This window comes from Streptomyces sp. NPDC023541, assembly GCF_055559995.1.
Genome location: NZ_JBVHJO010000028.1, coordinates 12,923 through 34,590, shown reverse-complemented (window position 1 = coordinate 34,590; position 21,668 = coordinate 12,923). Strand labels below are relative to the sequence as shown.

Here is a 21,668-nt window from a genome sequence, read left to right as displayed (position 1 = left end):
CACCCGTGGGTGCCTTGTCGATCCGTCCGGCCGCGAGCCCGGCATGATCGGCAAGACACCCCCAGAGCGGCGGGCACGTACCCGGCAGGCGTTACGCGTTCGGGCGCAGCGTCCAGACGACAACCATCTCGCCCGTGACGGCCTCGTCCTCGCGCTGGATGGAGATGGTGACGGGGAACTCGGGGCGGCCGCCCGCGTCGAGTTCGGCCACGACCTCCGCGGCCGGGCGGCCGAGGGTGGCGGTGGCGGTGACGACGCCCTTGGCGAGCTTCTTGTAGCCGATCTCGGCCTTCACGGCGAGGGGCACGGCCCGGGAGAGCTGGTCGCCGAAGGCGGCCAGGACGATGGCGCCGCTCGCGGACTCGGCGAGGGTGAACATGGCGCCGGCGTGCGGGCCGCCGACGTGGTTGTGGTAGTCGGGCTGGTCCGGGAGCCGGACGACCGCGCGCTCGGGGGCGGTCTCCAGGAACTCGAGGTTCAGGGTCCGGGCCATCGGCACGGTCGCGGCGAGCAGTTCGCCCACGTTCATCTGATCTGCGCTCATGGAACGCGATGTTACCCACGAGTAGAGAGGATTGGCCAGAGCTCTCCGGGGGGCGGCCGTGGCTCCCGGGGACCGCTCCCACTATCGTTACCGGCCATGTGGCCAGGACAGCAGCAGCCGCCCGGGGGCGAGCAGAACCCCCAGGACGCGCATCAGAACCCGTACGCGCAGTCGCCGGGACAGCCGGCGCAGCCGAACCCGTACCAGCAGCAGCCCGGCTACGGATACCCGCAGCAGCCCGGCTACCCGCAGCAACCGGGACACCAGCAGCCCCCGACCGTTCCGGGCCAGCAGTGGAGCCAGCCCCAGGCGGCCCAGCAGCCCCAGCCCTCCGGCGGGAGCCCGTACTCGACCAAGACCGTGGCCATCGTCGCGGCCGCGGCGGTCGTCGTCGCGGCAGCCGCGACCGGCGCGTACGTCCTGACCCGGGACGACAAGAACACCGAGGCCAACGACAAGCCGCCGGCCGCGAGCTCCTCCGCCCCGGCCGACTCTCCCGCCCCGGCCGGCAGCAGCCCGAACCCGCGGGCCGGCGGCGCGATGCAGCCGGTCATCCCGGGCTGGAAGGTCGTCACCAACACGAAGTACAACGTCGCCTACGACGTCCCCCCGGAGTGGAACGTCAACGACCCCGGCGTCTCCCTCTTCTACGACGACGAGGTCAAGAACGACGGCAAGCCGGTCATCACGATGTCCGGCACCGCCACCCTCAAGCGGGAGTGGTGCACCGTCGACAAGGACGCCGACGGCAACCTCGAAAAGTTCTCGATCGCGGACAGCGGCGTCAAGGGGGCCCAGGGCGCCAAGGACACCGCCCAGGCGGCGACCGACAACACCGGCACCTGGGTGTGGGCGGGCTTCGCGCAGAAGGAGCCCAGGGGAACGGTCAAGGTGACCGACCCCAAGGAGTTCACGACCGCCTCCGGGATCAAGGGCCACATGGTGGTCGCGACCGCACCGAACGTGAAGAAGGAGCACAAGTGCTCCACCGACGGCAAGGCGGTCGGCTTCGCCTTCAGGAACGCCGCCGGTGACTTCGCCAGCTTCGCGCTGGTCACCGCGGCCGGCGTGAAGGAAGAGGTCCCCACCGAGATCTCCGACAAGATCCTCAGCTCCATCCGGCTCTCCACCGGATGATCTCCGGCTGAACCCGTCCCCGCCCCGGCGCCGGGAGTCCGTTTGGATTCCCGGCCCGGGGCGGGGATAGTCCGGGGGTGAGTTCTCCCCCCGACGCCCCGCACCGTACGCCCGAGCCCCGCCGCAGCCGCAGCCGACCGGAGTGGGCCGGCCGCAACTACACCCTGCTCACGGGTGCGGCGGTGGTCACCAATCTCGGCAGCCACGGCGCGCTCATCGCCTCCGCCTTCGCCGTCCTGGAAGCCGGCGGATCCGGCGGCGACGTGGGCCTGGTCGCGGCCGCCCGGACCCTGCCGCTCGTCCTCTTCCTGCTCGTCGGCGGCGCCGTCGCCGACCGGCTGCCGCGCCACCGCGTGATGGTCGCCGCCAACGCCCTGAACTGCCTCTCGCAGGCCGTCTTCGCGCTGCTCGTCCTCACCGGCGACCCGCAGCTGTGGCAGATGATGCTGCTGACCGCCCTGTGCGGCACCGGTACGGCCTTCTTCAACCCCGCGGCCGAGGGCATGCTCCTCTCCACGGTCTCCGGCGAACACGCCAACCGGGCCTTCGCGCTCTTCCGCATGGCCATGAACGGCGCCGGCATCGGCGGAGCGGCGCTCGGCGGGGCGATGATCGCCGCGATGGGCCCGGGCTGGGTACTGGCCGTGGACGCCGCGGCGTTCGCGATCGCCGGCGCGCTGCGCGCCTTCCTCGACGTCAGCCGTGCGCCGGACCGGGCCCCCGGCGGCGGCCTGCTGGCCGATCTGCGGGAAGGGTGGACAGAGTTCCACACCCGGCCCTGGCTGTGGAGCATCGTGCTCCAGTTCTCCGTCGTCGTCGCCGTCGTCGGCGCCGCGGAGGCGGTCTACGGTCCGCTGGTCGCCCGGGACCGGCTGGGCGGACCGGCGCCCTGGGGACTGGCCCTGGCGCTGTTCGGGGTCGGCACCATCGCAGGGGCCGTCCTGATGATGGTGTGGAAACCGCGGCGGCTGCTTCTGGTCGGCACGCTGTGCGTGTTTCCGCTGGCGCTGCCTTCGGCGGGCCTGGCCGTCCCGCTGCCGGTGTGGGGGCTGTGCACGGTGATGTTCGTCAGCGGGGCCGCGATCGAGGTCTTCGGTGTGAACTGGATGACGACGATGCACCAGGAGATCCCCGAGGAGAAGTTCTCCCGGGTCTCCGCCTACGACTGGTTCGGCTCGGTCTCGATGCTCCCGCTGGCCACGGCCCTGGCCGGGCCGGTCGAATCGGCCTTCGGCCGCACCGAGGCCCTGTGGGGCTGCGCGACGCTGGTCGTCCTGGTCACCGCTCTGGTCCTGCTGGTCCCGGACGTGCGCCGCATGACGCGCAGGCCGTCCCTCCACAAGACCGGGGGTCCCGCCGCCTCCGACGCCGCGCCGGCCTCCTCGCCCGCCCCGCCCGCCCCGCCTTCCTCGCCTACCTCGCCTTGCTCGTCCAGCCTCACCCCAGGCTGAACGCGCCCTCCGGCGGAGCCGGCGAGGGAGCTGCGTCCGCGTCGGAGACCGGAGCCGCGCCCCTGACGAGGCGGGCCAGGCCGTCGCCGTACTCGACCCGGGCGGGAAAGGCGTCGGACGCGCACCGCCGGGCCAGCGCCCCCACGTCCAGCGGGGTGTCGGAGGCCAGCAGCACCGCGTTCCCGAAGCGCCGCCCCCTGAGCACCGACGGCTCGGCGACGAGCGCGAGCTCCGTGAAAGCCGTGGCGAAGTTGGCCAGTTGGCTCCGCAGGAAGTCGAAGGGCGCCCCGTCCGCCAGGTTCGCCGCGTACAGCCCGCCGGGCCGCAGCACTCGCGCTGCCTCCCGCGCGTACTCCAGCGAGGTCAGCTGCGCCGGCACCCGCGAGCCGCCGAACACGTCGGCGACCACCACGTCCGCGCTCCCCGCGGGCGCGGCCGCCAGCCAGGCCCGGGCGTCGGCGGTGTGCACGGTGATCCCGGACCCCTCCGGCAGCGGCAGGTGCTCGGTGACCATTTCCACCAGGCCGGCGTCGAACTCGACCACCGCCTGCCGGGATCCGGGCCGGGTGGCCGCGGCGTAGCGGGGCAGGGTGAGCGCGCCGCCGCCCAGGTGCAGCAGGTCCAGCGGGAGGCCGGGGTCCGCCGCGCAGTCCAGGACGTGCCCGAGGCGGCGTACGTACTCGAATTCCAGGTGCTGCGGATCGTCCAGGTCCACATAGGACTGAGGGGCACCGTCGACGGTCAGCAGCCAGGCCCGTTCCCCGTCGACGTCCGGCATCAGCTTGGCGGTGCCCTGGCCCACGTCCCGTGTCACCGGGATCCGTTCGTCGCTCACCGCTCCATTCTCCGCCACAACCCCTACGTCGCCCCGTCCGACCAGACGGCCGCCGCCTCGGCGGCGTGCTGCGGGGCCTGCGCCAGGCCGGCGCGGGCGGCCGGGTCGCGCCGGGCCGGGTCCAGGACGTTGCGCCCGAAGGCCTTTCGGGCCGTGTCCGACGGGGTGATGAGCAGCACCCGCGCCCCCGCCTCGCGCAGCCGGGCCGCCTGCGCGGCCGGTGAGGGGACGAGCCCGGAGCCGAGCGCGATCGGGGCGATGATCACCACGCGCGCGTAACCGGCGGCGAGGTCGGCGTTGGTGGCGGAACGGATGCCGCCGTCGATGAAGCGGCGCCCGCCGACGGTCACCGGGGGCCACACCCCGGGCACCGCACAGCTCGCCGCGACCGCGTCGACCAACCCGCTGCCGCTGTCCCGGTCGAAGGCCCGGAGCTCACCGCTGAGCGCGTCGACCGCGGTGACCACGAGGCGCCGCTCGGGCCACTCGTGGGAGACCAGCCGGGCCGCCAGTACCTTGCGGCGTTCCGCCTCTGGGCCGGTGTCCGCGGCCAGGGCCATCGCTCCCACCCGCCGGCGGTACGCGGCCGCGTCGCGGCGCGAGCGCGCCATCGCCAGCGCGTACCGGGCGATGACGCCCGCGCCCAGCCTGGCGGCGGTCTCCCCGACGGCATCGCCCAGCTGGCGCTCGTACAGCTCCTGCGCGCTGAACCGTCCCGAGGTGAGCTGGGCGCCGACCACCGACCCGGCCGAGGTGCCGACGACCAGGTCCGCGGTGGTGAGGTCCACGCCCGCGCGGGCGAGCCCGTAGAGGATCCCGCACTCCCAGCCGACGCCGGTCAGTCCGCCGCCGCCGAGCACCAGTGCCGTGTCGCCGCCCATCTCCGCCGCCCCCTCTGCTCATGCCTGTGGTGACGGCAGTCTGGCGCAGCCTTCCTGCCGTCACCACAGGGGGGTCCCGATCTCGGACGGGTCAGCCCAGGACGGCTGTCACCGTCCCGGCGCCGACGGTCCGTCCGCCCTCACGGATCGCGAAGCCGAGGCCCGCCTCCAGCGGGACGTCCCGTCCGAGCTCGACGGTCATCGTGACCGTCTCACCGGGCCGGGCGACCCCCGCGAGCCCCAGGTCCACGTCCCCCACCACGTCGGCGGTGCGGATGTAGAACTGCGGCCGGTAGCCGCTGGCGACCGGTGTCGTACGGCCGCCCTCTCGCCCGGAGAGCACATACACCTGCGCGCTGAAGCGGCGCTTGGGCGTCACGCTGCCGGGGGCGGCCACCACGTGCCCGCGGCGCACGCCGTCGCGCGGCACACCGCGCAGCAGCAGCGCGACGTTGTCCCCGGCCTCGGCGGACTCCATCGGCTTGCCGAAGGTCTCCAGGCCGGTGACGACCGTCTCGACCGGCTCGCCGTCGCCGCCCAGGACGGCGACGCGGTCGCCGAGGCGTACGCTGCCGCGCTCGACGGCCCCGGTCACGACCGTCCCGCGCCCGGTGATGGTGAGCACGTTCTCCACGGGCAGCAGGAACGGCGCCCCGGTGTACCGCACCGGCGTCGGCACGTACGTGTCCACCGCGTCCAGCAGGGCCTCGATCGCCCCGGTCCACCTGGGGTCGCCCTCCAGCGCCCCGAGCCCGGAGACCCGTACGACGGGCGCGCCGTCACCGCCGTAGCCGTGCGCGGTGAGCAGTTCGCGGACCTCCAGCTCGACCAGGTCGGTCAGCTCGGGGTCCCCCGCGTCGGCCTTGTTGAGCGCGACCACGATGTGGTCGACGCCGACCTGGCGGGCGAGGAGCACGTGCTCGGCGGTTTGTGGCATGACCCCGTCGAGCGCGGAGACGACGAGGATCGCGCCGTCGAGCTGCGCGGCCCCCGTGACCATGTTCTTGATGTAGTCCGCGTGACCGGGCATGTCGACGTGGGCGTAGTGGCGGGTGTCGGTCTCGTACTCGACGTGCGTGAGGTTGATGGTGATGCCCCGGCGGGCCTCCTCGGGGGCCCGGTCGATGCGGTCGAAGGGCACGAAGGAGGCGCCGCCGCGCTCGGCGAGGACCTTGGTGATGGCGGCGGTGAGGGTGGTCTTGCCGTGGTCGACGTGACCCATGGTGCCGATGTTGAGGTGCGGCTTGGTCCGCACGAAGGCCGTCTTGGCCATGATCTCTTCCCGTTGCTCGAAGCGTGGACGGAACCCCTGGACCGAGCCGACCCTCCCCCTGCGGGGTCCGCCGGACGATCCGGGAAGGGTCAGCTTCGTGCGCCGTCGAATGCGGCGAAGGCGGGTGCGCCCGCGAATTCGGCAGCCTTCGGCGCGTCCGCGACTGCGGACGGCGCTGCGGGGAAGGCGTACCGGGACATGTCCCCGATCCTGCCGGACCGTGCCGCGTCCGTCGAATGAATTACCGGGCGAACCGGCGGCCGCTCAGAGGTTTTTGAGTGCTTCGCGCACGGACAGCGGGGACAGGGCGGCGCGTTCGGCGTCGACGAAGGCGCGCACCGCGTCGGGATCCGTCTTGGCGTACTCGCGCAGGGCCCAGCCGATGGCCTTGCGGAGGAAGAAGTCCGGGTGGTCGGCCCGGCGGCGGCAGTGGGCGAAGAGCCGCCCGGTGTCGGTGGCGTCCTTGTGGCGGAGTTGGTGGAGGAGGGCGGCACGGGCGAGCCACAGGTCCTCGCCCGCGATCCATTCGTCCATCACGGCGGCGAGGCCGGGGTCGGCGGCCACCAGCGGGCCGACGGTGTGCACGGCGAGCAGGTCGACGGTGTCCCACCAGGGGACGGTGGTGATCAGGTGCCGCACGACCGGCAGGAGTCCCGAGGAGCAGCGGTCGACGTGGCGGCGCAGGTAGTCCACCGCGAAGTAGTGGTACTCCCGCTCGGGAAGCCGCCAGCAGCGCAGCGCGAGCGCCGCGCAGTCCGCTTCCGACGGCCGCGGCGTGTTCTCGGTCACTGCCCTGGACAGTTCCCGGCGCAGCGGTGTGGGGATGCCGAGGAAGGGGGCGACGTGCCTCATGTACGCGGCCATGGCCTCGGCCCGCGCGGGATCGGCCGCAGCCGCGTACGTCCCGGTCAGCCGCTCCAGCAAGGTGTCCGCGAGGGCGCTGCGGGGAACCCCGGGGGGCCGTTCGCCGTTCGACAGCATGAGGCCCAGATTACGGCGCGGTGCCGCAAACCTCGGCTAGTCTCCCGGGATGTCCCTCCTCCTCGCGCCGTGGACCCGGCTGGCGCTGCTCGTCGTGCTGCTCGCCGCGGCCGGCGTGTGCGTGCTGGTCTACGAACCCCAGCGGATCCTCTCTGAGGGCTGGCCCCCCGGCCTCCCGGTGGGCGCGGCCGTCCTGTCGTTCGCAGCCGTGTACGGCGTGTGCTCGGCTGCGTTCGTGCCGCGTCCCCTGCTGAACCTGGCCGCGGGAGCCGTCTTCGGCACGCAGTTCGGCCTCGTCACGGCGGTCGGGGGCACCGTGCTGGGCGCCGGCATCGCCTTCGGGCTCGGCCGGGTCATGGGCCAGGAGGCTTTGCGTCCGTTCCTGCGCGGGCGGCTGCTGGAAGCGGCCGACGGCCAGCTCAGCCGGCACGGCTTCCGCTCGATGCTCGCGGTGCGGCTCTTCCCCGGGGTGCCCTTCGTGGTGGCCAACTACTGCGCGGCGGTGTCCCGCTGCGGCTGGGCGCCCTTCCTGCTGGCCACGGCGCTCGGCGTGGTCCCGAACACCACGGCGTACGTGATCGCGGGGGCCAGCGCCTCCTCCCCCGGATCCCCCGCCTTCCTCGTCTCGTTCGGCTTCATCGTGGTCTCGGTGGTGGCCGCCGGAGTCGTCGGCTGGCGCAAAAGGCACCGCCTGGCACCCCTTCGAACGGGCGATCCGGCGTGTGAACTGACGTCCCAGCACCCCCCTGTGGTCAGCGCCGCTTCGCACGGGCCCTAGCATCGGGGGCGAACTGCCCGACGATCACAAGGACGAGCGCACCCCGACATGAGCTGGTTCGAATCCCTAATCCTCGGTCTCGTCCAGGGGCTTACGGAGTTCCTCCCGATCTCCTCCAGCGCCCACCTGCGGCTGACCGCGGCATTCGCCGGCTGGCACGACCCAGGAGCGGCCTTCACGGCCATCACCCAGATCGGCACCGAGGCCGCCGTTCTGATCTACTTCCGCAAGGACATCGCGCGGATCGTCTCCACCTGGTTCCGTTCCCTGTACACGAAGGCCTTGCGCTCCGAACAGGACGCCAAGATGGGCTGGCTGGTGATCGTGGGCTCGCTCCCGATCGGCATCCTCGGCCTCGTGTTCAAGGACGCGATCGTCGGTCCGGCGCGCGACCTGCGGTTGACGGCCACCACCCTCATCGTGATGGGCATCGTGCTGGGCGTCGCCGACCGGCTGGCCGCCCGCGACGAGGAGGGCGGCCGGCACCGGGCGATCCGCGAGCGCAAGACGCTCCAGCAGCTGGGCGTCAAGGACGGTCTGATCTTCGGCTTCTGCCAGGCGATGGCCCTGATCCCGGGTGTCTCGCGCTCCGGCGCCACGATCTCCGGCGGTCTGCTGCTGGGCTTCACCCGCGAGGCGGCGGCCCGGTACTCCTTCCTCCTCGCCATCCCGGCCGTGCTGGCTTCCGGCGCCTTCGAGATCAAGGACGTGATCGAGGAACCGGGCCACATCTCCTGGGGTCCGACGGTCTTCGCGACGGTCATCGCCTTCTTCGTCGGCTACGCCGTGATCGCGTGGTTCATGAAGTTCATCACCACCAAGAGCTTCATGCCCTTCGTGATCTACCGCATCGTGCTGGGCATCCTGCTGTTCGTGCTGATCGGCACGGACGTGCTGAGCCCGCACGCGGGCGAGTCCGGCTCGTAGCGCGGCACCACTTCGCGTGAATCGGAGGCCCCTCGGGAACGTTCCCGGGGGGCCTCCGCGTCGTTGTCCACGAAGAGACTGAAAGGCAAGAAGCAGGGGGTGTCCCATGGGTCGAGTGGTGCTGAAGCGTTTTCCGGCCGGAAGTCCGCGGGGGAGCTGGCCCGCCGAGGAGTACGCGGCGCAGCGGATGCGCGAGGGCGTGCCGGCCGAGGTGGTCATGGATCTGGCGAGCGACGCGTTCCTCGTCGTGGTCCGGCAGCGGGAGGCGCGTTCCGGTCACTGACGGGCCGCGCGGGGATCCCGTCGGCGCACGCCCCTTGGCCTCGTGCCCGCGCAGCCCCACACTGACCCGATGACGCAGCGTGTGGATCTCGCGACGGTGATGGACCGGCTGGCGATCGACGACGTGGTCACGGGCTACGCGGTGGCCGTGGACGACGGCGACTGGGCCGCCTACCGGGCCCTCTTCGCCGCCGGCGGGCGGGCCGACTACAGCTCGGCGGGCGGGATCGAAGGTCCGGTGGCGCAGGTGGCGGACTGGCTCGCGCAGACCATGAAGCTCTTTCCCGTGCGTCAGCACCTGATCGTCAACCGGCTGGTCCGGCTGGAGGACGTCGGCGGCTCGCCCGGCGACAGCGCCGAGGTCCGCGCCGACTTCCTCAATCCGATGCGGCTGGAGGGGCCGGAGGCCGACGGCACGGCCGCCTCCCCCAACTTCGTCGCCGCCGGGCGCTACACCTTCGCCCTGGCCCGCACCCGGGACGGCTGGCGGCTCACCCGTGTGACCGTGCACGAGAAGTGGCGCCACATGGCCGTGTGAACCCGCTCCGCCCCGCCCCGCGGCCCGCGGGCGCCGCTCTGCCCGCCGGGCGCGCCGGGGCGGGTCCGCCCGGCCGGAGGGGCAGGTCCGCCCGGCACTGCCCACACTGGAAGCGGAGGCGCCATGGTCCCGACGCACAGCGGGTGGTCGCGCCGGTGGCGGGCGCCGGCGGCGCTCGCGGCCGGCGCCCTGCCCGCGCTCGCCTTCCCCGGCCCCGCCCTCTGGTGGTTCGCCTGCGTCGCACTGGTGCCCTGGATGCTGCTGCTGCGGTCGGCCCCGACCGGCCGGCGGGCCGGCCTGGAGGGCTGGCTCGGCGGCGCCGGATACGTCGTGGCCGTGCACCACTGGCTGCTGCCGAGCCTGCACGTGTTCCTGATGCCGGTGGCCGCGCTGGTGGGCCTGCTGTCGATCCCCTGGGCGCTGCTGGTGCGGCAGCTGCTCGGCGGGCGCCCCTCGGCGGGCCGGGCCGCCTGGGCGCTGGTCGTCGTACCTGCGGGGTGGCTGCTGTCGGAGGTGGTCCGGTCCTGGCAGGGGCTGGGCGGGCCGTGGGGGCTGCTGGGGGCCAGCCAGTGGCAGGTCCCGGCGGCGCTGCGGCTGGCCTCGGTGGGCGGGGTGTGGCTGGTCAGTCTGCTACTGGTGGCGGTCAACTGCGCCCTGGTGCTGCTGTTCGCGGTGCCGGGGGCGCGGGTCCCGGCGGTGGCCGGGCTCACGGGCTGTGCGCTGCTGACGGGCGTGGTGTGGTTGTGGGCGGCCCGGCCCGCGGAGTCGGGAGGCCTGCGCGTGGCCGTCGTTCAGCCGGGGCTGGTGCCGGACGGCCCGGACAGTGCGGAGCGGCGGTTCGCGGCCGGGGAGCGGCTGACGCGGCCGCTGGCCGGGCAGGGCGTGGACCTCGTGGTGTGGGGCGAGAGCAGTGTCGGCGAGGACCTGTCGGCCCGTCCGGACCTGGCCCGGCGGCTGGCCGCGCTGTCGGCGGAGGTCGGGGCGCCGCTGCTGGTGAACGTCGACGCGCGGCGGGCGGACCGGCCGGGCATCTACAAGAGCGCCGTCATGGTCGGTCCCGCGGGCCCCACGGGTGACCGGTACGACAAGATGCGGCTGGTGCCGTTCGGCGAGTACGTTCCGGCCCGGACGCTGCTCGGATGGGCCACCTCGGTCGGGCGGGCGGCCGGCGAGGACCGTATGCGCGGGGACTCGCCCGTGGTCATGGACCTGCCCGGGCGGCCCGACGGGCGCGCCGGTGTCCGGGTGGGGCCGTTGGTCTGTTTCGAGTCGGCCTTCCCCGACATGAGCAGGCGCCTCACCCTCGACGGGGCCTCCCTGCTCGTCGCCCAGTCGGCGACCTCCACCTTCCAGGACAGCTGGGCCCCCGCCCAGCACGCGTCCCTGGCGGCCCTGCGGGCGGCCGAGAACGGCCGCCCGATGGTGCACGCCACCCTCACCGGGGTCAGCGTGGTGCACGGCCCGTCGGGCGAGCGGATCGGCCCCGCCCTGCCCACGTCCGCGCGGACCGCGGAGGTGTACGAGGTGCCGCTCGCCCGGGGCTCGACGCTCTTCGTGCGCTTCGGTGCCTGGCCGGTGGCCGCGGCCCTCGCCGTACTGGCCGCCCACTGTGCGGTGGTGGGTGCGCGGTCGCTCAGGAGGCCTGCTCCAGAGCCGATTCCACCACCGTCTCGCACAGCCCGTGGGTGAGCAGCGCGTCGCGCGCGCTGAGGGTCCGGCCCGCCGCGACCGCTTCCAGGAAGTGGTCCACGACCTGTTCGATGCCGCGCTGGCGGGCGACGGACACCCAGTCCCCGCGGCGGCGCACGGTGGGCTGGCCCTTGTGGTCGATGACCTCGGCGAGGTTGAGGACCTGCCGCTTGGTGTCCTTGCCGGAGACCTCCAGGACCTCCTCGTTGGAGCCGGAGAGCCGGTTCATGATGCCGAGCGCGCTGAATCCGGGGCCGGAGAGGTGCAGCACCACCTGGTGCATCAGCCCGTCGCGCACCACGGCGCGGACGTCGGTGCGGTCGGCCTCGCCGGGCAGCAGGAAGCGCAGGGTGTCGACGACGTGGATGAAGTCGTCGAGCACCAGCGTGCGCGGGTCCTCGGGCAGGCCGACCCGGTTCTTCTGCATGACGATCAGGTCGCGCGGGTGGTCGGCGCACTGCGTGTAGCCGGGCGCGAAGCGGCGGTTGAAGCCGACGGCGAGGGACACTTCGCGCTTCTCGGCCAGTTCCACCAGCCGCCGTGACGCGGCGAACTCGTAGGCGAGCGGCTTGTCGACGTAGGTGGGTACGCCGGCTTCCAGCAGGTGCGTGAGGATCTCGGGGTGGGCTCCGGTCGGGGCGTGCACGAAGGCCGCGTCCAGGTCCTGGGCGAGCAGGGCGTCGAGATCGGTGTGCCGCCGCGCGGCCGGGACGTGGTGGGTGTCGCCCACCCGCTGCAGGGTGGCGGGGGTGCGCGTCTGCAGGTGCAGTTCGACGTCCGCGCGGGCGGTGAGGACGGGCAGGTACGCCTTCTGCGCGATGTCGCCGAGTCCGATGCAGCCGACCTTCACCGGGGCCTCCAAATTCGGTCCTTGTGGGATCTTGGCAGCTTAATCCCTGGTGGTCGGGGCCCCGTTCATCGAGGATGATCCTCATGACCACCAGTTCAGGATCACACCGCGACGAGCCCTCCACCACCGCCGACGAGCGGGAGATGCTGGACGGCTGGCTCGACTACCACCGTGCCACCCTCCTGTGGAAGTGCGAGGGGCTGCAGGACGAAGAGCTGCGCAGGACCTCGCTCGCGCCTTCCGAGTTGAGCCTCCTGGGCCTCGTACGGCACATGGCGGAGGTGGAGCGGTACTGGTTCCGGGAGATCATGCTGGGCGAGGACCTGCCCGAGCTGTACGTCACGGACGAGGACCGGGACGGCGACTTCCACTTCACCGAGGCGGCCACCTGGGCCGAGGCCGAGCAGGTGTGGCGCACGGAGGTCGAACTGGCTCGGCAGGCCACGGCGGGCCGATCGCTGGACCTGTTGTCGAAGGCCGACAGCCACCACCGCGGCGAAGTGTTCAGCCTGCGCTGGGTCTACACCCACATGATCGAGGAGTACGCGCGCCACAACGGCCACGCGGACCTGCTGCGCGAGCAGATAGACGGCGCCACCGGCGAATGAGCAGGGGGCGGCCCGGGGGTGGCCCGCGATCCGCCGGTCACCCCTCCGCCCGTCACCCGTGCGGGGTGAATATGGGCTCCCGGTTTTCACAACGGGGTCCTCGCACAGCAGAGTTGCGCGGGTGCATCCAACGCGAACCACGACAAAGCTGCTGCTCGGAGTCGCCTGCGCCGTTTCGGCGGTTTCCGGCTGCGTCAATGTGAGCCCCGGACCCGTGCAGCCCGCGGCGGCCCCCGCCGCCGGGGCCCCGCCCCGGCACGAGCCGCGCGGCGGGCCGGGGGCCGAGCCCGTGGCCGTCCGCGCACCCGCCCTGGAGGCGCTGGAGGCCGTGGAGGCGGCCCCGGAGCAGGCCGCGCGGCCGACGTCCGCGACTCCGGCCCCGCGGGCCGCCGACAGCCCGGCCCGGAGCGCCCCGGGCGGGCCCGTACCGGGCGCTCCGCCGGTCCCCGACATCCCGGAGCCCCGGCGGGCCGCCGTGCCCTCTGCGGGGCGTCCTGACAGCTCCCGGCGGCACGCCCGGCCCGGCGCCGAGGCGGAGCGTGAGCTGGTGCGGAAGCTGCCGGTGCGCCCGGCCGACGTCTGCGCGCTGGGCCGGCGCCACGGCCGCTGGCACCCAGACAGCCCCGAAGCCCGGATCTGCGCGGGCGTCCACGGCGGCTGAGGCGTCGGGGGCGCGTCCTGCCAGGGGTGCCTTGCCGATCATGCCGGGCGCCGCGAGCCGGCATGATCGGCAAAACCATCCCCGGACGGGTGCGCAAGGTAGCGCCGGCCGCCCGAAGCCGGGCCCCGCGGCCGTCTGGTGCCGTGCACCGCAAGGCGGAGGAGCGTCCTGAGACGGGGCGCATCCGGGCGGGCGCGACAACGCAGCGAGGTGCGGCGGCAGGCGCCGCGGAGCAGGCGGGACTTTGCGGACGCGGCCCAAGGGCTGTCCCGAAATCCCCGGTGGATCAGCGCGCGGCGTCAGAGGCGGTGCATCGCACGGCGGAAAGCGTCCTGATACCGGGCGTATCCGGGAGTTCCGACAACGCAGCGGGGTGCCGTAGCTGTCGTCGTGCGCCCGCCGGGGATGACGGGACAGCCCTCAGGACTGTTCGGGAAAGGGCTGCGGCCCCGCGCCCGGTTCCGCGGCGAGGCGGCGCTCCAGCCGTGCGATGGCGGCCCGTACGCCGTTGCCGTAGCCGTCGTCGGCCAGTGCCGCGGCGGCCGCGCGCGCACGCGCCAGGTGGATCCGGGCGGCCTGTGGCCGCCGGAGCTTCAGGTAGTCGGTGGCCAGGCTGAGGTGCAGGGAGGGGTAGAACACGCGCATCGCGGGACGCGGCTCCCACAGCGCCGGCCGCCCGGTCCCGGGCCCGTCGTCCCCGTCCCCGCGCCCGTCGCCCAGGGCGTCGGCGGCGGTCAGGGCCCGCAGGTCCCAGGCCAGCTCGTCTGCGGGGTCGTCCTGGGCGTCGGCCATGTAGTGGGCGAGGGTGCACCGGTGCAAGCAGTCCCCCTTCTCGCCGATCTCCTGCCAGATGGCGCCGAGCCGGTTGCGGGCCTCCTCGCGGTCACCGGCGTGCAGCAGGATGACCGCCTGGCCGATCCTCGTCATGACGGCGTCCTCCGACGCCTCCTGCTGCTCGGTCACGGCGCCTCCGGCTTGCTCTGCCGGACCCGTTCCGGTCCGGTCGTCAAGAAGTTAGCCGGAGGTACCGGTGAAGGCGCCGAGGCGCGGTGGGACGTCAGCCGAGGTCCGGGATCCGCCAGTCGATCGGCTCATGCCCCTGCGCGGCGATGGCCTCGTTGATCTGGGTGAAGGGCCGGGATCCGAAGAACTTCTTCGCCGACAGCGGCGAGGGGTGGGCGCCCTTGACGATCACGTGCCGCTCTTCGTCGATGAGCGGGATCTTCTTCTGGGCGTAGGCGCCCCACAGGACGAACACGGCCGGGTCGGGACGCTCGGACACCGCGCGGATCACGGCGTCGGTGAACCTCTCCCAGCCCTTGCCCTTGTGCGAGTTCGGCTCGGCCTCGCGGACGGTGAGCACCGCGTTGAGCAGCAGGACGCCCTGCCGGGCCCACGGCATCAGGTACCCGTTGTCCGGGACCTCCAGGCCGAGCTCCTCCTTCATCTCCTTGTAGATGTTGCGCAGCGAGGGCGGGGTCTTGACCCCGGGCCGCACGGAGAAGCACAGGCCGTGGCCCTGGCCGGCGCCGTGGTACGGGTCCTGGCCGAGGACGAGGACCTTCACCTGGTCGAAGGGTGTGGCGTCCAGGGCTGCGAAGACCTGCTCGCGGGGCGGGTAGACCGGCCCGTTGGCCCGCTCCTTCTCGACGAACTCGGTGAGTTCCTTGAAGTAGGGCTGGTCCAGCTCCCCGCCGAGGACGGGGAGCCAGGACTCGGGCAGCATCTGGGTCACGGCGACAACCTCCGGTACAAGTTCGTGCAACTGCTCAGAACCTACCGGGGGCCACTGACAACGCGTCGGCCGCCCGGGACGGTCGCCCGGGCGGGCGGCGGCTACCAGCTGGTCTTGCGGTACAGCTCCCACATCTGCATGGCGGTCTGCGGGTCGAGGGCCCGCTCGGCGCCCGCGATGTCCTCGCGTGCGGCGACGTACAGCTTGCCCTGCCACAGGGGCAGCAGCCGGACGTCCTCGGCGAAGATCTGCTGGGCCTTCTCGAACTGCTGGACCCCGGTGGAGCGGTCGCCCTCGCGGCGGGACTTGGGCAGCAGCTCGGTCAGGATCTCGTTCTGCTCGTACGGGGTGCCGACCGCGTTCTCCTTGCCGACGAACGGTGCGATGAAGTTGTCGGGGTCCGGGAAGTCGGGGAACCAGCCTCGGCCGAAGACCGGGTACTCCTGGCCCTTGTAGCCCTCCTGGAAGGCCTTCCAGGGCTGGCTGCGCAGGGTGATGTTGAAGAGGCCGCTCTCGTCCAGCTGGCGCTTGATCTCGGTGAACTCCTCGGCGGTGGAGGAGCCGTACCGGTCGGTGGTGTACCAGAAGGTCAGGTCGACCTGCTGGTTGATGCCGGCCTCCTTGAGGATCTTCTTGGCCTTGCCGACGTCCGCGGCGCCGTACTTGTCGTAGAAGGGCGTCTTGTGGCCGACGACGCCCTTGGGAACCATCGAGTACAGCGGCTCGGCGGTGCCCTGGTAGACCTTGGAGACGAGCGTGCCGCGGTCGATGACCTGGGCGATGGCCTGGCGGACCGCGAGCTTGTTGACCGCCGGGTCCTTCGGGTTGAAGACCAGGTAGCGGATCTCGGCGCCCACGTTCTCGACGACCTGGACGCCCTGCGCGTGCGCGGCGGGGTTCTGCAGGTCGGTGATCTGCGGGGCGGACAGGCCTCGGTAGGTGGCGTCCAGCTCCTTGGCCTTCAGGGCGGCGACCATCTTCTCGGAGTCCGCGAAGTAGCGGATGGTCACGGCCTTGTTCTGGCGCTTCGCGAAGCCGGCGTATCCCTTGTTCTCGCTGAGGACGGCCTGGCCGCCCTCCTTGTACGACTCCAGCACGTAGGGGCCGGAGCCGGTGATCTTGCCGTCCTCGCGCACCTTGTCGGCCGGGTAGTCCTTGGGGGCGACCAGCGAGGCCGCCGGGGAGCCGAGGACGTACGGGAAGGTGGCGTCCGAGGTCTTCAGGTGGAAGACCACCGTCAGCGCGTCCGGGGTCTCGATCTTGTCGAGGCTGCCGAAGAGGTCCTTCGGGCCGACCTTGGAGCCGATCGTCCTGATCCGGTCGAGGGAGTGCTTGACGGCCTTGGCGTCGAGGGGCTCGCCGTTGGAGAACTTCAGGCCCTTGCGCAGGGTGCACCGGTACGCCTGGCTCGCGCCGTCCGTGAACTCGCAGTTCTGGGCGGCGTCCGGCTGGGGCTTGGTGGAGCCCGTGGGGAAGGCCAGGAGGGTCTGGTAGACGTTCCGGTACAGCTCCCAGGAGCCGTCCCACGCAGCGGCGGGGTCGAGGGTGCTCGGCGCGCTCGTGGTCCCGACGACGATCCGCTTCGCTTCGTCGCCGTCGTCATCCGACAGCAGGCCGCAACCGGCGAGCAGGGATATGGACGCAAGGGCCGCAGTGATCTGCAGGCATCTGGTCCGGTTGAACACGTGCACGCTCCTCGATCAGCCAGGGGTGCGGCAGACCCTACCGCAGTGCCCCACGAATCCAATGGGTCGGTTTCGTGAGGCACTTGACCGGTTCCGTGCATATTCGATACACATTTACCTCCCTTTCGGAGGCAAATGTGTCCGATTATCGGTCAGTGGACCCCGGCATTGAGGAACATCCCACCGTCGACGACCAGAGTTTGCCCGGTGATCCATTCCGCTTGTGCAGATGTAAGAAACGCCGCGGCCCCGCCGATGTCCTCCGGGAGCCCGAGCCGGCCGAGCGGATAGGCCGCCGCGGCCTCCTGCTCCCGGCCCTCGTAGAGCGCCTGGGCGAACTTCGTCTTGACCACCGCCGGGGCGATCGCGTTGACCCGGACCCCCGGCGCCATCTCGTGGGCGAGCTGGAGGGTGAGGTTGACCATGGCGGCCTTGCTCATCCCGTACGCGCCGATGAAGGGCGAGGCGGAGACGCCGGCGATGGAGGCGATGTTCACGATCGCGCCGCCGTTCTCCTTCTGCCAGGCGTGCCAGGTCCGCTGGGCGAATCCGAGCGCCGAGATCACGTTGGTCTCGAAGACCTTCCGTGCCACCCCGAGGTCCAGGTCCGCGATCGGGCCGAAGACCGGATTGGTGCCGGCGTTGTTCACGAGGAAGTCGACCCGGCCGAAGGCCTCCATCGTGCGCTCGACGGCGAGGGCCTGGTGGGCCTCGTCGTGCGCCTTGCCGGCCACTCCGATCACCCGGTCCGCCCCGAGGAGCTCCACAGCCTCCTTGAGGGCCTCCTCATTGCGCCCGGTGATGCAGATCCGGTCGCCCCGGGCGACCAGCGCCTCGGCGATGCCGTAGCCGATGCCCCGGCTCGCCCCGGTGATCAGCGCGACCTTGCCGCTGTCGGTACCGCTGTACGTCATGACGTACGCCCTGCCTCTCGTCGTTGCGTCAGTTGAGGGGGCCGCCGGCCACGTACATGACCTGGCCGGAGACGAAGCCGGCGGCCTCGCCGGTGAAGAACGCGATGGCGTTGGCGATGTCGTCCGGGCGGCCGACGCGCTGGACGGGGATCTGGGTGGCCGCGGCGGCCTGGAAGTCCTCGAAGCCCATGCCGACGCGGGCGGCCGTCTGGGCGGTCATCTCGGTGACGATGAAGCCGGGGGCGACGGCGTTGGCGGTGACGCCGAACTTGCCGAGCTCGATGGCCAGGGTCTTGGTGAAGCCCTGCAGACCGGCCTTGGCCGCGGAGTAGTTGACCTGGCCGCGGTTGCCGAGCGCCGAGCTGCTGGAGAGGTTCACGATGCGGCCGAACTTGGCCTCCACCATGTACTTCTGACACGCCTTCGACATCAGGAAGGCGCCGCGCAGGTGCACGTTCATGACCGTGTCCCAATCGGTCTCGCTCATCTTGAAGAGCAGGTTGTCGCGCAGCACACCGGCGTTGTTGACCAGGATGGTGGGGGCGCCGAGTTCGGCGGCGACGCGCTCGACGGCCGCCTCCACCTGGGCGCCGTCCGAGACGTCGCATCCGACCGCCAGGGCCCGGCCGCCGGCCGCCGCGATGGCCTCCACAGTGTCCTCGCAGGCCGCCTCGTCGAGGTCGAGTACTGCGACGGCGCGGCCCTCGGCGGCCAGGCGTACGGCGGTGGCCGCGCCGATGCCCCGGGCCGCCCCGGTCACGATCGCGACGCGCTGCTCGGTGGTGGACATGCTGGTTCTCCTCGCCCTAGAGAGGCGGCCGCCCAGAGGTGAGCAACCGCTTAGTAGCTTCAGCTGAGGAGACGCTAGGAGCCCTGGCACCCCGTGTCAACGGCCGCCGGTTCGACACCGGCTAGCGGACGAGGAGATCCAGCAGCCGCTCCACCTCCGCCGCGGGGTCGGCCGTCAGGCCCGTGTGCACCGGCCCCGGCTGCACGACCGTGCTGCGCGGGGCGATCAGCCAGCGGAACCGCCGCCCCGCGTCGTCACCCGCAGCCTGCCCCGCCGCTTCCCCGCCGGCGCACACGCCCTCGACCCCGCGCAGCGCGGCCCGTACGCCGGCCACGTCGGCCGCCGGGTCCAGCGCGAGGAGCTTCGCCTCGTCGAGGTGGGTGCGCGCGGCGACGTAGGAATGCGCCCGGCAGTAGACGATCACGCCGGCGTTGAAACACTCGCCGCGTTCCATCCGGGGCACCACGCGCACCAGCGCGTACTCGAACACGTCCCGCTTGGTCACTCGTCGCCGCTCTTCTTCGTGTGGGTCTTGTGGGGCCATTCCGGCAGGTGGTCGGTGAGCCAGCCGGGAGGGCCGGCCGGTGCCTTGACCTCGGCCTCCAGCGAGATCCTCTCGTGGATCGTGGCCGCGCGCGGCAGCAACGCCTCCACGTAGGCCCGGCGCAGCGCGTCGGTGGTGTCGAATCCCGGCTCGTCGACCAGCCACTCGTCCGGGACCTCGGCGGTGACCTCTGTGAGCAGTTCCTCCGTGACCAGGGGCGCGAGCGCGGCTGCCGCGCCCTCGATGTCCGGACCCACCGGGGCGAGGACGTGGTCGGAGGCGTTGTACGGCTTGGCGGCGGCGGCCTGCGCCGTGGGCCAGTTGTGGTGCCAGATCATGGTGGCGCCGTGGTCGATGAGCCACAGGTCCCCGTGCCAGACCAGCATGTTCGGGTTGCGCCACGACCGGTCGACGTTGTTGATCAGGGCGTCGAACCAGATCACGCGCCCCGCCTCGGCCGGGTCCACCCGGTACGCGAGCGGGTCGAAGCCGATGGAGCCCGGCAGGTAGTCCATGCCGAGGTTGAGTCCGCCGCTGGCCTTGAGCAGCTCCTGGACCTCTTGGTCGGGCTCGGCGAGCCCGATCACGGGGTCGAGCTGCATCTGCACCAGCGTGGGGACCCTCAGCCCCAGCCGCTGGGCCAGGCGGCCGCAGATGACCTCGGCGACCAGGGTCTTGCGGCCCTGGCCGGCTCCGGTGAACTTCATGACGTAGGTCCCGAGGTCGTCGGCCTCGACGATCCCCGGGAGCGAGCCGCCCTCACGCAGGGGCGTCACATAGCGGGTCGCGATCACTTCTGTGAGCATTTTCCCAGGCTATAGGGCGGACAACGTGGACGATCAAAGGTTTTTTCGCCCCGGGCGGATCCTGCGGATCCGGGCGGTCCGATGCTCACGCCGACGGGTGGTCCGCCTCCGTCGAGGAGGGCTGGGCCGTCGGGATGCGCTGGGTGAAGAACAGCGCGATGAGCGCGGCGAAGGAGAGGATGGCGAGGGCCGCCCGCAACCCGTCCAGCCTCGCCTCCTCGTTCGCCCGCAGCGCGGCCTCGGTCACATCCGGGCTGACACCTGCCTCGGCGAGCGCACTCTGCAGCTGGGCGTCCGACAGGAAGGGCGCGCCGCTCGCGAGCTGCACCGTCGCCTGGCTCTTGACGGTGCTCGGGACGGCCGGGTTCGCCTGGACGCTGGTCAGGAAGGAGGACGTGAGCGCCGCGATCATGATCGACCCGGCGAGGGCCGTGCCGATGGAGGAGCCGAGGTTGGTGACGGCGTTCTGGACGCCTCCGACCTCCGCGGACTGCGACTGCGGCACCGCCGACACGGTGACCGATCCGAGCTGGGACGCCAGCGCGCCCATCCCGAAGCCGATCAGCAGCAGGGGGACGGTGAGCACCTCCGCCCCCGCGTCCGCGTCGAGCGCCGCCATGAGGATCACCGCTCCGAGGAGCAGGCCCAGGGTCCCGAGCCGGACCACGCGGCGCGGCGACACGTCCGGGAGGAACCGCGGGATCAGGACGGCGGCGGCCAGCAGCGTCACCGACAGCGGCAGCAGCCGGGCGCCGGTGGCCAGTGCCGACAGCCCGAGGGCCACCGACAGGTAGAGCGGGACGACGAAGAAGACGCCCATCATCACGAGGTACTGGAAGAAGAACATGGTCAGCCCGCCGGCGAGCTGCTTGTTCTCCAGCATGGCCGGGTCGACCAGGGGCTCCCGGCGCCGCCTCACGAGACGGTGCTCCCAGCGGAGGAAGAGCCAGATCAGGAAGATCCCCAGGAGCATCAGCCAGACGGTCAGGGAGACCCCGAGCCAGGCGGGCCCGCCCGCCTTCGGCCTGAACCAGCCCCACTCGTCGGAGCGGAGCACCCCGTAGACGAAGGTCCCGAGCCCGAGCGCCGACAGGACGGCGCCGACGAGGTCGATGCGGGGACGTTCCTCGCCCACGGCGTCCGCGATGGGGCGGGCGAGCAGGAGGATGCCGGCCACCACCAGCACCTCGCCGGCGAAGACCCACCGCCAGGAGAAGTAGGTCGTGGCGATCCCGCCGATGAGGGGCCCGAGCGCGATGGCGATCGCGCCGGCCGCCGCGACGAGGCCGTAGGCGCCGGGGCGGCGTTCGACGGGGAAGTTGCCGGCGACGAGCGCGACGATCGCGGGCAGGATGAGCGCGGCCCCGAGCCCCTCCAGGAAGGACCAGCCGATCAGCAGCACCGTGAGGTTGGGTGCGAGCGAGGTGACGAGGGAGCCGCAGCCGTAGATGACGCAGCCGATGAGGAAGGCGCGTTTGCGGCCGATCAGCACCCCGACCTTGCCGCCGGGGATCATGAGCATGGCCATCACGAGGGTGTAGGCCGTGATGGCGCCCTGGATCCCGGTGACGGTCGTGCCGATGTCGTCGGCGACCGTGGCGATGGAGACGTTCATGACGGAGCTGTCGAGCGCCATCAGGAACTGGCCCGCCGCCAGTGTCATCAGGACGAGTCGCGCCTTCGCCGGGTTCCCGGTCGCCGTCCCTGCCCTGGATGCCATGCGTGCATGCTTCCAGCCGACGTCAGGACGGGCCGGACG

At 72.2% G+C, this 21,668-nt stretch carries 23 protein-coding genes; 9 read left to right on the top strand and 14 right to left on the bottom strand.

Annotated elements, in window-relative coordinates; all coding sequences use genetic code 11:
• Positions 1–91 precede the first annotated feature (91 nt).
• Positions 92–544 carry a DUF4442 domain-containing protein gene (locus ACZ3X1_RS35745; RefSeq protein WP_467283517.1) on the bottom strand — a complete coding sequence of 151 codons (453 nt, stop codon included), beginning with the start codon at positions 542–544 and terminating at the stop codon, positions 92–94.
• Between the two features lie 96 nt (positions 545–640).
• Between ACZ3X1_RS35745 and ACZ3X1_RS35740 the strand changes: the two genes are divergently transcribed.
• Positions 641–1,681 (top strand): DUF8017 domain-containing protein, encoded by a 1,041-nt coding sequence (locus ACZ3X1_RS35740; RefSeq protein ID WP_467283516.1) that lies wholly within the window; start codon positions 641–643, stop codon positions 1,679–1,681.
• Positions 1,682–1,758: 77 nt separating this feature from the next.
• Positions 1,759–3,132 (top strand): MFS transporter, encoded by a 1,374-nt coding sequence (locus ACZ3X1_RS35735; protein ID WP_467283514.1) that lies wholly within the window; start codon positions 1,759–1,761, stop codon positions 3,130–3,132.
• Here ACZ3X1_RS35735 and ACZ3X1_RS35730 read toward each other — a convergent pair.
• The 4 genes from ACZ3X1_RS35730 to ACZ3X1_RS35715 form a co-directional block, all read right to left on the bottom strand.
• Complete coding sequence (locus ACZ3X1_RS35730; RefSeq protein WP_356814681.1) at positions 3,119–3,910, bottom strand: spermidine synthase; 792 nt, start codon at positions 3,908–3,910, stop codon at positions 3,119–3,121. The genes ACZ3X1_RS35735 and ACZ3X1_RS35730 overlap by 14 nt on opposite strands.
• Positions 3,911–3,990: 80 nt before the next feature.
• Positions 3,991–4,848 (bottom strand): patatin-like phospholipase family protein, encoded by an 858-nt coding sequence (locus ACZ3X1_RS35725; RefSeq protein WP_467283512.1) that lies wholly within the window; start codon positions 4,846–4,848, stop codon positions 3,991–3,993.
• Between the two features lie 91 nt (positions 4,849–4,939).
• The gene (gene tuf, locus ACZ3X1_RS35720; protein ID WP_356814673.1) at positions 4,940–6,121 is read right to left on the bottom strand and encodes an elongation factor Tu; all 1,182 of its coding nucleotides are present in this window, start codon (positions 6,119–6,121) and stop codon (positions 4,940–4,942) included.
• Positions 6,122–6,385: 264 nt separating this feature from the next.
• Entirely contained in the window at positions 6,386–7,102 is a 717-nt protein-coding gene (locus tag ACZ3X1_RS35715) for a DNA alkylation repair protein (RefSeq protein WP_467283510.1), read from the bottom strand.
• 49 nt (positions 7,103–7,151) lie between these two features.
• On the opposite strand from ACZ3X1_RS35715, the gene ACZ3X1_RS35710 reads away from it, so the two are divergent.
• The 5 genes from ACZ3X1_RS35710 to lnt all read left to right on the top strand — a co-directional run bounded on the left by ACZ3X1_RS35710 (position 7,152) and on the right by lnt (position 11,316).
• Positions 7,152–7,880, top strand: coding sequence for a TVP38/TMEM64 family protein (locus tag ACZ3X1_RS35710; RefSeq protein WP_356814675.1), 729 nt, complete (start codon positions 7,152–7,154; stop codon positions 7,878–7,880).
• A gap of 48 nt (positions 7,881–7,928) precedes the next feature.
• Positions 7,929–8,807, top strand: coding sequence for an undecaprenyl-diphosphate phosphatase (locus ACZ3X1_RS35705; RefSeq protein ID WP_356814676.1), 879 nt, complete (start codon positions 7,929–7,931; stop codon positions 8,805–8,807).
• A 115-nt stretch (positions 8,808–8,922) separates the two neighbouring features.
• A complete protein-coding gene (locus tag ACZ3X1_RS35700) occupies positions 8,923–9,090 on the top strand; it encodes a hypothetical protein (RefSeq protein ID WP_362630404.1) in 168 nt (55 codons plus the stop codon).
• A 69-nt stretch (positions 9,091–9,159) separates the two neighbouring features.
• Complete coding sequence (locus ACZ3X1_RS35695) at positions 9,160–9,627, top strand: nuclear transport factor 2 family protein (protein WP_356814678.1); 468 nt, start codon at positions 9,160–9,162, stop codon at positions 9,625–9,627.
• 123 nt (positions 9,628–9,750) lie between these two features.
• The gene (gene lnt, locus ACZ3X1_RS35690) at positions 9,751–11,316 is read left to right on the top strand and encodes an apolipoprotein N-acyltransferase (RefSeq protein ID WP_467283506.1); all 1,566 of its coding nucleotides are present in this window, start codon (positions 9,751–9,753) and stop codon (positions 11,314–11,316) included.
• Here lnt and ACZ3X1_RS35685 read toward each other — a convergent pair.
• Entirely contained in the window at positions 11,261–12,166 is a 906-nt protein-coding gene (locus tag ACZ3X1_RS35685; RefSeq protein ID WP_356814682.1) for a Gfo/Idh/MocA family protein, read from the bottom strand. The two genes, lnt and ACZ3X1_RS35685, sit on opposite strands and share 56 nt — an antisense overlap.
• Positions 12,167–12,249: 83 nt before the next feature.
• Between ACZ3X1_RS35685 and ACZ3X1_RS35680 the strand changes: the two genes are divergently transcribed.
• Together ACZ3X1_RS35680 and ACZ3X1_RS35675 are read left to right on the top strand one after the other, a co-directional pair.
• Positions 12,250–12,774 carry a DinB family protein gene (locus tag ACZ3X1_RS35680; protein ID WP_356814680.1) on the top strand — a complete coding sequence of 175 codons (525 nt, stop codon included), beginning with the start codon at positions 12,250–12,252 and terminating at the stop codon, positions 12,772–12,774.
• 121 nt (positions 12,775–12,895) lie between these two features.
• Positions 12,896–13,435, top strand: a complete 540-nt coding sequence (locus tag ACZ3X1_RS35675) for a hypothetical protein (protein WP_467283504.1) — start codon at positions 12,896–12,898, stop codon at positions 13,433–13,435.
• Between the two features lie 420 nt (positions 13,436–13,855).
• Here the strand turns inward: ACZ3X1_RS35675 and ACZ3X1_RS35670 are convergent, their stop codons facing one another.
• The 8 genes from ACZ3X1_RS35670 to ACZ3X1_RS35635 form a co-directional block, all read right to left on the bottom strand.
• Entirely contained in the window at positions 13,856–14,398 is a 543-nt protein-coding gene (locus ACZ3X1_RS35670) for a hypothetical protein (protein WP_467283502.1), read from the bottom strand.
• Between the two features lie 94 nt (positions 14,399–14,492).
• Positions 14,493–15,161: a uracil-DNA glycosylase gene (locus tag ACZ3X1_RS35665; protein WP_356814131.1), complete on the bottom strand. Its 669-nt coding sequence runs from the start codon at positions 15,159–15,161 to the stop codon at positions 14,493–14,495.
• 110 nt (positions 15,162–15,271) lie between these two features.
• Complete coding sequence (locus ACZ3X1_RS35660; protein WP_467283501.1) at positions 15,272–16,855, bottom strand: ABC transporter substrate-binding protein; 1,584 nt, start codon at positions 16,853–16,855, stop codon at positions 15,272–15,274.
• A gap of 152 nt (positions 16,856–17,007) precedes the next feature.
• Positions 17,008–17,769, bottom strand: coding sequence for an SDR family oxidoreductase (locus ACZ3X1_RS35655; RefSeq protein WP_356814127.1), 762 nt, complete (start codon positions 17,767–17,769; stop codon positions 17,008–17,010).
• Between the two features lie 28 nt (positions 17,770–17,797).
• Positions 17,798–18,559: a 3-oxoacyl-ACP reductase FabG gene (gene fabG / locus ACZ3X1_RS35650; protein ID WP_467283499.1), complete on the bottom strand. Its 762-nt coding sequence runs from the start codon at positions 18,557–18,559 to the stop codon at positions 17,798–17,800.
• Positions 18,560–18,680: 121 nt separating this feature from the next.
• Positions 18,681–19,064, bottom strand: a complete 384-nt coding sequence (locus ACZ3X1_RS35645; RefSeq protein WP_467283497.1) for a DUF3037 domain-containing protein — start codon at positions 19,062–19,064, stop codon at positions 18,681–18,683.
• Positions 19,061–19,909 carry a HipA family kinase gene (locus ACZ3X1_RS35640; protein ID WP_467283495.1) on the bottom strand — a complete coding sequence of 283 codons (849 nt, stop codon included), beginning with the start codon at positions 19,907–19,909 and terminating at the stop codon, positions 19,061–19,063. The genes ACZ3X1_RS35645 and ACZ3X1_RS35640 overlap by 4 nt, the downstream gene beginning before the upstream one ends.
• 85 nt (positions 19,910–19,994) lie before the next feature.
• Positions 19,995–21,629, bottom strand: coding sequence for an MFS transporter (locus tag ACZ3X1_RS35635; RefSeq protein ID WP_467283492.1), 1,635 nt, complete (start codon positions 21,627–21,629; stop codon positions 19,995–19,997).
• Between the last annotated feature and the right edge of the window lie 39 nt (positions 21,630–21,668).